The sequence below is a fragment of the Bradyrhizobium sp. CAR08 genome (assembly GCF_052871955.1).
Genome location: NZ_JBIXJX010000002.1, coordinates 572,654 through 584,728, shown reverse-complemented (window position 1 = coordinate 584,728; position 12,075 = coordinate 572,654). Strand labels below are relative to the sequence as shown.

Genomic DNA, 12,075 nt, shown 5'->3' with positions numbered 1-12,075 from the left:
GATATTGCGCGCTTTACCCGCGTTCGACCACCCGGCGTATCGCCGGCATCAACGTCGCGCCCAGCGCGTTCTTGACCAGCGACGCCGCAACGAACGGCATCAGGCCGACCTGCCACGCCTTTGCGGCACCCAGGCCGAGACCGAAGGCCAGCCAGCCAAAGCCCGCGGCCAGAATGAGGATGTGGCCGGCCGCCATGGCCGCAAACAGCAGCGTTACGCTGCGATCCCAGCCGCGCTCGGCGAGCCAGCCGGTGACGAAGGCGGCGCCAATGAAGCCGAACAGATAGCCCGCGGTCGGGCCCACCAGCGGTGCAATTCCACCGACAGGGCCGGCGAACACCGGCAGGCCCATTGCACCCTCGGCGAGGTAGGCAATCATGGTTGCGCTGCCAAGCCGCCACCCATAGGCGGCGCCGATCATCAACACGACCAGCGTCTGCAATGTCATGGGCACGTAAGGCAGCGGCAGGTTCACCTTGGCTGACAGCGCCATTAAGGCGGTGCCGAGCGCAATCAGCACGACAGCGCGCAAGGCGCCGACGGTTTCACCCGGCCGGATCGGCCACATCAATGCGGCGAGAGGAGAATGCGTGGCGGTAGAGGGGACGGAACGGTCAGACAAGTTGCACTCCAGAAGGCTGGCGAAAACTGGCGGCTATTTAAGCCAGTGAGCGATCCGGTCAACTGCTTCCCGCATCTCCGCAGCCGAACGCGCATAAGAGAGCCGTATGAATGAACGACCATGGATGGGATCGAAGTCGAGGCCCGGCGTGACCGCGACATGGGCCTGTTCGAGCATCTGCTTGGCGAACTCGAAACTGTCGGAGGTGAAATCCGAGACGTCCGCATAGAGATAGAACGCGCCGTCGGCCGGCAGAAATCTGGTCAGGCCGGCCTTGGGCAATCCCTCGATCAGGATGCGCCGGTTTTCCTGATAGCCGTGCTTGATCTCCTCCATCTCGGCCGCGCCGTCGAAGGCCGCTTCGGCCGCGATCTGCGACAGCGACGGCACCGAGATCGACAGGTTCTGCTGCAGCCGCTCGATCGGCCGCACCAGAATCTCGGGCACGACCATCCAGCCGACGCGCCAGCCCGTCATGCAGAAATACTTCGAGAACGAGTTGATCACGAGCGCGTGGTCCGACAGCGCCGCAGCCGTCACGGCGGGAAACGCGTAGTCGAGCCCATGATAGATCTCGTCCGAGATGAAACGGATGCCGGCGTCTTCCGCCGCAGCGATCAGGCCGGCGAGCGCCTCGCGGGACATCATCGTCCCGGTCGGATTGGCGGGACTGCCGACCAGCACGCCCTTCAGCGGCGCCTTGCGATGGGTGGCCAGCAGCGCCTCGCCCGTCAGCGCATGGCGGGTCTCGTTCGTGGTCTCGATCAGCACCGGCTCGCAGCCGAGCGCGGTAAGGATATGACGGTACGGCGGATAACCCGGCACCGTCACGGCAACGCGGTCGCCCGGCTCAAACATCGCCAGGAAAGCCAGAATGAACCCGCCGGAGGAGCCGGTGGTCACTACGACCCGCTCGGGGCTGACGTCACAGCCATAGGCATCGCGATAATGCCGCGCGATGCGCTCGCGCAAGGAGGGGATGCCGAGCGCTGAGGTATAGTCGATCCGCCCGGCCTCGAGCGCCACATGGGCGGCTGCAATCGCGGTCTTAGGCGCGCCGGCGGCGGGCTGGCCAACCTCCATGTGGATGACATGGCCCCCGGCCGCCTCGATTCGGGCCGCCGCGGCCATCACGTCCATCACCATGAACGGGGGAACATCGCTGCGGCGGGAGGCCGCGAGCCACTGCCCCAACCGGTTCCTCAAGGTCGCATCGTGCATCGATTTCTGCTATTCGCTGGCGGGGCCGATCCGTCCGACCCGGGAAAAACGGGGTGCTTGCGCCCCAGACTGGCCGCATTGTACGGCTCATAAGGGGAACGGCTCAAAAGGGCATATCGCGTATCCGGTCCGCCGCCAATCGCCAAAACCAATCACGAAACTGCTCGACCAAGACTGCTCGACCAAGAATGATTGACCAGCCTGCTGATAAGACCGTTTGACCCAGACCGCTTGATGTTGTTCCAGATCGCATTGCGCAAGAAGGCCACCGCCCTCATCTCCCTCCTCGCGGCGGCTGCGATCGCGCTGACGCCGTTCTCGGCCGCGCATGCGCAGGCCAAGGGGCCGCCGGTCCTGCGCGACACCGAAACCGAGCAGCTGCTGCGCGAATACACCCGCCCGATCCTGCGGGTCGCCGGCCTGGAGAAGCAGAACATCCAGATGGTGATCGTCAACGAGGGCTCGTTCAACGCGTTCGTCGCCGATGGCCGCCGCATCTTCGTCAATTACGGCGCGATCCTCCAGTCGGAAACGCCAAACCAGATCATCGGCGTGCTCGCGCACGAGACCGGGCATCTGGCCGGCGGCCATTTGTCCAAGCTGCGCGAGCAGCTCGCCAACGCCCAGACCCAGATGATCATCGCCATGCTGCTCGGTGCTGGCGCGATGGCGGTCGGCAGCACCCGCGGCAGCGGCAGCGCCGGCAACAATGGCCTGGCCAATGCAGGAGCCGCCGCCCTTGCCGGCCCGCAGGAGATGATCCGCCGGACCTTGCTGTCCTATCAGCGCCAGCAGGAGGAGAACGCCGACCGCGCCGGCGTGAAATTCCTGACTGCGACCCAGCAGTCGCCGAAGGGCATGTACGAGACCTTCAAGCGCTTCACCAGCGAGAGCCTGTTCGCGGCTCGCGGCGCCGATCCCTATCTCCAGTCGCACCCGATGCCCGCCGAGCGCGTCGCTTCACTGCAGGAGTTCGCCAGCGCCAGCCCTTATTGGGACAAAAAGGACGATCCCGCGCTCCAGCTGCGCCACGACATGGTGCGCGCCAAGATCTCCGCCTTCATGGAGCGGCCGGAAACGGTGTACCGCCGCTATCCCCTGACCAACGACAGCATGCCGGCGCGCTATGCCCGCGCCATCAGCACCTATCTGCACGGGGATTTGCGCAGCGCGCTCACCCAGATCGACGCGCTGATCCAGGTCCAGCCCAACAACGCGTATTTTTACGAGGTGCGCGGCCAGGCCCTGCTGGAGGGCGGCAAGCCGGCGGAGGCGATCCCGGCCCTGCGCAAGGCTGTCGCACTTTCGAACAACGCGCCCCTCATCGAGATGTTACTTGGGCAGGCTCTGGTTGGGTCCGATAATAAGGCCTACACCGATGACGCCGTTCGGATTCTCCGGGCCGCGGTCGCACGGGAACCGGAGGCCGTGCTCGGCTACATGCAGCTCGCGATGGCGTATGGCCGGAAAGGCGACTATGCCGAGGCGGATCTGGCGTCGGCGCAGGCCGCCTATCTGCGCGGCGACAACAAGACCGCCCGCGAGCTTGCGACGCGCGCGAAAACCCGTTTCGCCGTCGGCACGCCCGGATGGGTCAAGGCCGACGACATCGTGGCGTCGAAACCGCCGCGCAACTGACAAGACCAAGACGATCTTACAAGACGACGCCTTACGCCACGACGCCTTACGAAACGACGTCACGACACCGAGCTTAAGTCCGCCGGGACGTTTTCCGAAACCTGCTTTGGATAAGAGGATTTGCCTATGCCTTCGCTGCGCCTGCTTGCTCCCGCGCTGTTTGCGCTCGCCATGTTCGGCGCAGCCGCGCCCGCGTCGGCCGACAGCTTCTCCGATGCCCAGCGCACGGACATCGAGGCGATCATCAAGAACTATCTCGTCACCCATCCCGAGGTGCTCGAGGAAGCGATGACCGAGCTCACCAAGCGCCAGGCCGCGGCGGAGACGCAGAAACACGAGGCCAGCGTCGCTCAGAATTCCGATGCGATCTTCAACTCACCGCGCCAGGTCGTGCTCGGCAACAAGGACGGCGACGTCACCTTCGTCGAGTTCTTCGACTACAATTGCGGCTACTGCAAGCGCGCGATGGACGACATGCTCACCCTCATGAAGGCCGATCCGAAGCTGAAGGTGGTGCTGAAGGAGTTTCCGGTACTGAGCCAGGGCTCGGTCGAAGCGGCCCAGGTCGCCGTCGCGGTGCGCATGCAGGATCCCTCCGGCAAGAAGTACCTCGACTTCCACCAGAAGCTGCTCGGCGGTCGTGGCGCGGCCGACAAGGCGCGCGCACTTCAGGCGGCCAAGGAAGCTGGCCTCGACACCGCTCGAATCGAGAAGGACATCGGCAGCGCCGAGGTGCGCAGCACCATCGAGGAGAACTTCAAGCTCGCCGAAGCAATGGGCATGAACGGCACGCCGAGCTACGTGATCGGCAAGCAGATCGTTGTCGGCGCCGTCGGCGTCGATAGCCTGAAGGAAAAGATCGCTGTGGCCCGCTGCGGCAAGGCGACCTGTTAAAAAGGCGACCTGCTAACAAGGCGACTTGCTAACAAGGCGACTTGCTGATCAGCGATCTGACTGATCAGCGATCTGCTCTACAACCTTCACGCATGCAAAAGGCCGGCTGAAAAGCCGGCCTTTTCATTGCGCCGAAATTTGGCGCGCGCATTCATCTGGCATTCAACAAACAAAAGCCTCGGAACCACCGAAGTTCCGGAACAACTCAAATCTCCTTTCGTTGTCGGCGCGGGCAATGACGCAAATGAACCCGTGAGGAGAATTCCATGTCTAACCGCTTTATGATCTCGGTTGCCACACTCGCGCTCGTCGCGGGCACCGGTCTGGCGAACGCACAGGGCACCATGAACCGCGACAGCGGTGGCGGCGCCGGTGGTGCGCAGACGCAGCATTCGCAGCCCTCCGGCGGCGCCGCCGAACGCGGCGGCTCGATGGGTAAGGAATCCGCCCATGAGAAGGGCACCGTCGGCCAGGCCGGCGGCTCCAGCAGCATGAAGTCCGGCACGTCCGCCGAGGACAAATCCTCCGGCGCAACAAAGGACGAGCACTCCGGCCGCGAGATGAACAAGAACGCGGCTGAGGACAAATCCGGCGCCACCAAGGGCCAGCACACCGACGAACGCGCGCAGGGTCAGCAGGACAAGTCCAAGAGCATGAGTCAGGACACGAGCAAGTCCGGCGCCAAGGACCAGAAGGACATGAAGGCTGAGGGCGCCAAGAGCGGCACCAGCAGCACCAACAATGCCGAGAACCAGAAGGGTACCGAGACGCGCACCAACCAGAACGCTCAGGGCCAGACCGGCACCAGCACCAACCAGAACGCGCAGGGTCAGACCGGCACCAGCTCCAACCAGAACGCGCAGGGTCAGAGCAGCACCAACACGACGGTCGGTCAGGCCGGCGCGGGCGCCAAGCTCTCGACCGAGCAACGCACGCAGATCACCTCGGTGATCCGCGAGGAGCACGTGCGTCCGGTGACCAACGTGAACTTCTCGATCTCGGTCGGCACCCGCATTCCGCGCGAGGGTATTGAGCTGCACACCCTGCCGTCCCGCGTCGTGACGATCTATCCGGAATGGCGGACCTATCGCTACGTCCTGGTCAAGGATGAGATCGTGATCGTGAATCCGGACACCTATGAGATCGTGGCTGTCCTGAACACGTAAGACGATACCCGGCAACCATCGGGGGCGGGCAGCAATGCCCGCCCCTTTGCCGTTCGGCCGGCAGCCATGCTTCGGACTGGTTAACAAGCAATTTCCGTAGCTTCCACACAGATTTTTGCACCCCGGATGAGGTATCTGAAGCCACCTCGAAGGTCCTTCAAGGCTTCCCCTCACGCGCTTTGTTACCTATAACCCCCGCCACGCTGAAGCAGCTCTTGCGGGATTGGAATGGCCGAACCAGCAACCGACACGATCCTTGTCCTGAACGGGCCGAACCTCAACATGTTGGGGACGCGCGAGCCCGAGAAGTACGGGCATGCGTCGCTGGCCGACGTCGAGGCGCTGTGCCGGGAGACGGCGGCGACGTTCGGCCTCAAGGCCGACTGCCGGCAGTCCAACCGCGAAGGCGAGCTGATCGACTTCATCCACGAGGCACACGCCCGCAAGATGAAGGGCATCATCATCAATGCCGGCGGCTATTCGCACACGTCGATCGCGCTGCACGACGCGCTGCTCGCGGTGCAGATCCCGACGGTCGAAGTGCACGTCACCAACATCCACGCCCGCGAGAATTTCCGTCATCACTCCTACACCGCGCGCGCGGCCTTCGCCTCCCTCTGCGGTTTCGGCGTCGAGGGCTATCGCCTCGCCATCCAGGGCCTTGCCGCCAAGCTCGGCATCAAGCCCAAAGCCTGACGCTCCCCTTCACACAGAACATTCGGATCAAACAACATGGCGCGCCAGCCAGACGACAAAGCAGCCGCAAAGTTTTCCAGCGAGGATTCTGCCCTCGTCCGCGAGCTCGCCTTGCTGCTCGATGAGACCAGCCTCACCGAAATCGAGATCGAGCGTGCCGGCCTGCGCCTGCGCGTCGCCCGCAATATCAGCGTCGCCGCGACCATGCCGATGCAGATGGCAGCTGCCCCCGCCGCGCTCCCGGCGGCCGCAGCTGCCGCCGCGCCTGCCGCTGCCGACCTGTCGAAGCATCCCGGCGCCGTGACCTCGCCGATGGTCGGCACCGCCTATTGGGCGCCGGAGCCCGGCGCCAAGCCGTTCATCGAGGTCGGCAGCAAGGTCTCGGTCGGCCAGACGCTGCTGATCATCGAAGCCATGAAGACCATGAACCAGATCCCCTCGCCGCGCGCCGGCACGGTGACGCAGATCGTGATCGAGGACGGCCAGCCGGTCGAGTACGGCGAGCCGCTCGTGATCATTGAGTGACGTTCGAGGGCGGTCTCATCGCCCTCGCCGCTTTCCGCGCGTCAGTCCAATAAGGACACCATGTTCGACAAGATCCTCATAGCCAATCGCGGCGAGATCGCCCTTCGCATCCTCAGGGCCTGCAAGGAGCTCGGGATCGCGACCGTCGCCGTGCATTCAACCGCCGACGCCGACGCCATGCATGTGCGCCTGTCTGACGAGAGCGTGTGCATCGGGCCGCCGGCCTCCAAGGACAGCTATCTCAACGTGCCCGCGCTGCTCGCGGCCTGCGAGATCACCGGGGCCGATGCCGTGCATCCCGGCTACGGCTTCCTGTCGGAGAACGCGCGCTTCGCCGAAATCCTCGCTGAGCATAATCTGCATTTCATCGGCCCGAAGGCCGAGCACATCCGCCTGATGGGCGACAAAATCGAGGCCAAGAGGACCGCCAAGAAGCTCGGCATTCCCGTGGTGCCCGGCTCCGACGGAGGGGTCGGCCCCAACGACGACGCGATGGCGATCGCCAGGAAGATCGGCTTCCCCGTGCTGGTCAAAGCCGCGGCGGGCGGCGGCGGCCGCGGCATGAAGGTGGCCGAGAGCGAGGCCGATCTTCAGGTCGCGCTGTCGACGGCCGCCAACGAGGCCAAATCCGCCTTCGGCGATGCTTCCGTCTACCTCGAGAAATATCTGCAGAAGCCGCGTCACATCGAGATCCAGATCCTCGGCGACGGCCGCGGCGGCGCGATTCATCTTGGCGAACGCGACTGCTCGCTGCAGCGACGCCACCAGAAGGTCTGGGAGGAAGGCCCCTCGCCCGTGCTGACCGCGGCTGCGCGCGCCAAGATCGGCGAGACCTGCGCCAAGGCGATGCGCGAGATGAAATATCTCGGCGTCGGCACGATCGAGTTCCTGTTCGAGGACGGCGAGTTCTACTTCATCGAGATGAACACCCGCATCCAGGTCGAGCATCCCGTCACCGAGAGCATCACCGACATCGACCTCGTGCTGGAGCAGATCCGCATCGCCGCCGGCGGCGACCTGCCGGCGAGGCAGGACGAGGTCCAGGTCATCGGCCACGCGATCGAGTGCCGCATCAACGCCGAGAATCCGCAGACCTTTCGTCCTTCGCCCGGCCGCATCACGCAATATCACCCGCCCGGGGGGCTCGGCGTGCGGATCGATTCCGCAGTCTATCAGGGCTATACGATCCCGCCTTATTACGACTCGCTGGTCGGCAAGCTGATCGTGCACGGCAAGACCCGCGGCGAGTGCCTGATGCGGCTGCGCCGGGCGCTGGACGAGATGGTGGTCGAGGGCATCGAGACCACCCTGCCGCTGTTCCGCGCTCTGGTGCGCGAAGACGACATCATCAACGGCGACTATCACATCCACTGGCTGGAACAATATCTCGCCAACAAGGCGGAACCCGCCCCGAAGTAGCCGTCCTTTCCCGTGGAACCCTTTGGCCCCAATCGCGTTTGGCACGATGGGGACAGTTCCGAGGGGGCGTTTTGAAGTCCGGCAAGCCTGATCGAGCGAGACCGTCGTGATCGCTGACGCGCAGCGGCGGCGTAGATTCTGGCAGATCCTGCTGTTCGCAGCCGGTCTCCTGGTGCTGACCGTGATCAGCGCCGGCTCCGTCTACCTCGTCAACAAGGCGAGAGACGACAGCAAATGGGTGATTCACACCATCGAGGCGGAGAACCAGATCAACGCCCTCCTGCTGGAAATCCGCCGCGCCGAGAGCACCGCCCGGGGTTACCTTCTGACACAAGGCGAGGATTTCAAGGTCGACCATGACAAGGCCGTGGCGGCCATCGTCCCGGCTCTCGACAGGCTCACGCGCCTGATCGGCGACAATCCGGAGCAACGCCAAAGCATCGAGAAGCTGAGCGCGGCGATCGAGACTAGGCTCGGCCAGTTCGTGCAGGAGATGGACTTCATCCGGCGCGGCGAGCCGGAGAAGGCCGCAGCGCTGGTCCGCGAGATCGCCTCCACGGACACCACGGCCGCGATCGCCAATGTCGCGACCGGGATGATTCAGGAGGAGGAACGGCTGTTCCGGCTGCGAACGGTCAATTCGGACCGCAGCCAGACCCTGGCCGCGTCGATGACCGGCATCGGCTCCGGCCTCGTCGTGCTGCTGGCCCTGATCTCGATCTGGCTGGTGCGGCGCTCGGCCCTTGCCCGCGACGATGCCGAGGCGCGCCTGCGCGATGCCAATGTCAATCTGGAGGGCGTGGTCGACGAACGCACGGCCGATCTGCGCGAAGCCAACAACGAGATCCAGCGCTTTGCCTATATCGTCAGCCACGATCTGCGCTCGCCACTCGTCAACATCATGGGCTTCACCAGCGAGCTCGAAGAGCTCGGCGGCGACATTTTCCGCCGTATCGGCAGCCTCACCCATGTCCCGGCCGACGGGCCGCCGTTGCCGGACGGCGAGATCGCGCTCGAAGGTCCGGACAAGCAGCTGTCAGAGGATTTTTCCGAAGCGCTGGGCTTCATCAAGTCGTCGATCGCCAAGATGGACCGCCTGATCTCGGCGATCCTCAATCTCACCCGCGAGGGCCGGCGCGAGTTCCAGCCGGAAAAGATCGACACGCGCGAGCTGATCGAAGCGATCGTATCGACGCTGGCGCATCAGGCCGCCGAAGCGCAGGCCGAGATCCACATCGCGCCGCTGCCGGATCTCGTCAGCGACCGCCTGGCGCTGGAGCAGATCTTCTCCAATCTGATCGACAACGCCATCAAATATCTCAAGCCCGGCGTCCCCGGCGAGATCAGAATCCGCGGGCGCACCAAGCTCGGCTACGCTATCTTCGAGATCAGCGATAACGGCCGCGGCATCGACGCCAAGGACCACCAGCGGATCTTCGACCTGTTTCGCCGCGCCGGAACCCAGGACAAGCCCGGTCAGGGCATCGGTCTTGCGCATGTGCGTGCACTTGTGCGTCGCCTCGGCGGCACCATGTCGGTATCATCGGAACTGAATACGGGCAGCACGTTCACCATCACGCTGCCCATCACCTGGAACGCCAGCAACCGGAACGCGGATCAATGACTCAACCCGTCACCATCATCATGATCGAGGACGACGAGGGCCACGCGCGGCTGATCGAGCGGAACATCCGGAGGTCCGGCGTCAACAACGAGATCATTTCCTTTGCCAACGGCACTGAGGCGATGAAGCACCTGTTCGGGCCCGACGGCAGCGGGCTCGTGCAAAAAGGCAATGCGCTCCTGATCCTGCTCGATCTCAACCTCCCCGACATGACCGGGATCGACATTTTAAAGCAGATCAAGGAGAACAAATACCTGAAGGCCTCGCCCGTGGTGGTGCTGACCACCACCGACGATTCCCAGGAAATCAAACGCTGCTACGAACTCGGCTGCAACGTCTACATCACCAAGCCCGTGAACTACGAGAATTTCGCCAATGCCATCCGGCAGCTCGGCTTGTTCTTCTCGGTCATCCAGGTCCCACCCGCCGCCCCATGAATCAACGTACGCCCACACTGCTCTACATCGACGATGACGGGGCGCTGGCGCGCTTGGTCGATCGCGGCCTGACACGGCGCGGCTACAAGGTCGTTCACGCCGCAAGCGGCGAGGAAGGCCTCGAGCACATCCGCCGCGCGGCCACGACCGGCGGTATCGACGTGGTGGCGCTCGACCAATACATGCCCGGCCTCGACGGACTGGAAACGCTGGAGCAGATCATGGCGATCCCGGGCGCGCCGCCGGTGGTCTTCGTCACGGCCTCACAGGATTCCAGCATCGCGGTGACGGCGCTGAAGGCGGGCGCGGCCGATTATCTCGTCAAGGACGTCAAGGGCGACTTCATTCCCCTGCTTCACGTCGCGGCCGATGGCGCGCTGCGCCAGGCCGAATTGCAGAAGGCGCGCGAGGAAGCCGAAGCCGAGATCCATGCCTCGCGCGACCGCTACGCTGCTCTTGCAGCCGAACGCGAGCTGCTATTGCGCGAGGTCAACCACCGCGTCGGCAACTCGCTGCAGATCATCGCCTCCCTCCTGCACCTGCAGGCCAGCTCCGCCGCGCAGGACGAGGTCAAGGCTGCGTTGACCAATGCGATGGGCCGCGTGGCCGCAGTCGCGCAAGTGCACCGCCGCCTCTACACCTCGCAAGACCTGAAGAGCGTGGTCCTGAACCAGTATCTGGACTCGCTGCTCGAAGATCTGCGCCGCTCGGCCGAGGGCAACCGGATGTCGCGCCTGACGCTGAAGGCCGAACCGATCGAGATCGATCCGGACCGTGCAGTCGCCGTCGGCATCATCGTCAACGAGCTGGTGATGAACGCGGTAAAATACGCCTACCCTGACGGCGCCGGCCCGATCCATGTGGAGCTGACCTCGCAGGGCGACGATCTCCTGCTGTCGATCAGCGACGATGGCGTCGGCGACAACGTCAAGGCCGATCCGCGCTCCACCGGCATGGGCCAGCGTATCGTCGCAGCCATGGCCAGCAAGCTCGACGCTTCGGTCGAGCGCGACCCCAACCATTCCGGAACCCGCGTCATGTTGATGTTCCGCCGTGTCCCGGCTGCCGCCGGCAAGCCGGCTGCTGCCGCAGCGAACTGATCCGCACCGCCCATCGCAACCGCCTTGCGATCCTGCTATTATGGCGCGCCATGACTTCGCGCGACTCTGCCCCGTCTGAAATCACACCAGCCGTGCTGCTGCGCGCCTATGCCTGCGGCATCTTTCCGATGGCCGAAAGTGCCGATGATCCCACCCTGTTCTGGGTCGAGCCGGAGTTGCGCGGCGTCATCCCACTCGATGGTTTTCGCGTGGCCTCGCGGCTCGCGCGCACCGTGCGTTCGGATTCATTCCGCGTCACCGTCAATACCGCCTTCAAGGCCACGATCGCCGGCTGCGCCGCACCCCAAGCCGGGCGCGAGGACACCTGGATCAACAAGCGCATCCGCGACCTCTATGGCGGGCTGTACGAGCTCGGCCATTGCCACAGCGTCGAGGCCTGGCAGGGCGAGGACCTCGTCGGCGGCCTTTACGGCGTCAGTCTGGGCCGGGCTTTTTTCGGCGAAAGCATGTTCCACACCGCACGCGATGCCTCCAAGGTCGCATTGGTGCATCTGGTCGCGCGGCTCATCCATGGCGGCTTCGAGCTGCTCGACACCCAATATGTCACCGAACACCTGAAGAGTTTTGGCGCGGCCGAGATTTCGCGGCGGCGCTACACCGCGCTGCTCGACAAGGCGCTCGCGGGCGAGCCTGGCGATTTCCTGAGGCTCTCGGCCGGCGAAGCGATCCCGGGCGCGCGCGCGCTCGAGATCATCGCTGCGCGGCAATAATC

12 protein-coding genes are annotated in these 12,075 nt (G+C 64.5%); 10 read left to right on the top strand and 2 right to left on the bottom strand.

The window, feature by feature from the left end:
- Positions 1-13: 13 nt before the first annotated feature.
- Positions 14-568 carry a biotin transporter BioY gene (locus ACIPUD_RS06590; RefSeq protein ID WP_446480326.1) on the bottom strand — a complete coding sequence of 185 codons (555 nt, stop codon included), beginning with the start codon at positions 566-568 and terminating at the stop codon, positions 14-16.
- Positions 569-655: 87 nt separating this feature from the next.
- Positions 656-1,843 (bottom strand): pyridoxal phosphate-dependent aminotransferase, encoded by a 1,188-nt coding sequence (locus ACIPUD_RS06585; protein ID WP_446480278.1) that lies wholly within the window; start codon positions 1,841-1,843, stop codon positions 656-658.
- Between the two features lie 234 nt (positions 1,844-2,077).
- Between ACIPUD_RS06585 and ACIPUD_RS06580 the strand changes: the two genes are divergently transcribed.
- The 10 genes from ACIPUD_RS06580 (at position 2,078) to aat (ending at position 12,073) form a co-directional block, all read left to right on the top strand.
- Positions 2,078-3,481, top strand: coding sequence for a M48 family metalloprotease (locus tag ACIPUD_RS06580; protein ID WP_018454479.1), 1,404 nt, complete (start codon positions 2,078-2,080; stop codon positions 3,479-3,481).
- Between the two features lie 126 nt (positions 3,482-3,607).
- Entirely contained in the window at positions 3,608-4,375 is a 768-nt protein-coding gene (locus ACIPUD_RS06575) for a DsbA family protein (protein WP_018454480.1), read from the top strand.
- Between the two features lie 266 nt (positions 4,376-4,641).
- Positions 4,642-5,541 carry a DUF1236 domain-containing protein gene (locus tag ACIPUD_RS06570; protein ID WP_085353522.1) on the top strand — a complete coding sequence of 300 codons (900 nt, stop codon included), beginning with the start codon at positions 4,642-4,644 and terminating at the stop codon, positions 5,539-5,541.
- 228 nt (positions 5,542-5,769) lie between these two features.
- Positions 5,770-6,237: a type II 3-dehydroquinate dehydratase gene (gene aroQ / locus ACIPUD_RS06565; RefSeq protein WP_247395218.1), complete on the top strand. Its 468-nt coding sequence runs from the start codon at positions 5,770-5,772 to the stop codon at positions 6,235-6,237.
- 36 nt (positions 6,238-6,273) lie between these two features.
- Positions 6,274-6,762: an acetyl-CoA carboxylase biotin carboxyl carrier protein gene (gene accB, locus ACIPUD_RS06560; RefSeq protein WP_007591611.1), complete on the top strand. Its 489-nt coding sequence runs from the start codon at positions 6,274-6,276 to the stop codon at positions 6,760-6,762.
- A gap of 60 nt (positions 6,763-6,822) precedes the next feature.
- Positions 6,823-8,181: an acetyl-CoA carboxylase biotin carboxylase subunit gene (gene accC, locus ACIPUD_RS06555; protein ID WP_018454483.1), complete on the top strand. Its 1,359-nt coding sequence runs from the start codon at positions 6,823-6,825 to the stop codon at positions 8,179-8,181.
- Between the two features lie 106 nt (positions 8,182-8,287).
- A complete protein-coding gene (locus ACIPUD_RS06550; protein WP_446480277.1) occupies positions 8,288-9,805 on the top strand; it encodes a sensor histidine kinase in 1,518 nt (505 codons plus the stop codon).
- A complete protein-coding gene (locus ACIPUD_RS06545) occupies positions 9,802-10,242 on the top strand; it encodes a response regulator (protein WP_018454485.1) in 441 nt (146 codons plus the stop codon). The genes ACIPUD_RS06550 and ACIPUD_RS06545 overlap by 4 nt, the downstream gene beginning before the upstream one ends.
- Positions 10,239-11,342, top strand: coding sequence for a sensor histidine kinase (locus ACIPUD_RS06540; protein WP_018454486.1), 1,104 nt, complete (start codon positions 10,239-10,241; stop codon positions 11,340-11,342). The genes ACIPUD_RS06545 and ACIPUD_RS06540 overlap by 4 nt, the downstream gene beginning before the upstream one ends.
- Before the next feature lie 50 nt (positions 11,343-11,392).
- Positions 11,393-12,073, top strand: coding sequence for a leucyl/phenylalanyl-tRNA--protein transferase (aat, locus tag ACIPUD_RS06535; protein ID WP_026232743.1), 681 nt, complete (start codon positions 11,393-11,395; stop codon positions 12,071-12,073).
- Positions 12,074-12,075 lie beyond the last annotated feature (2 nt).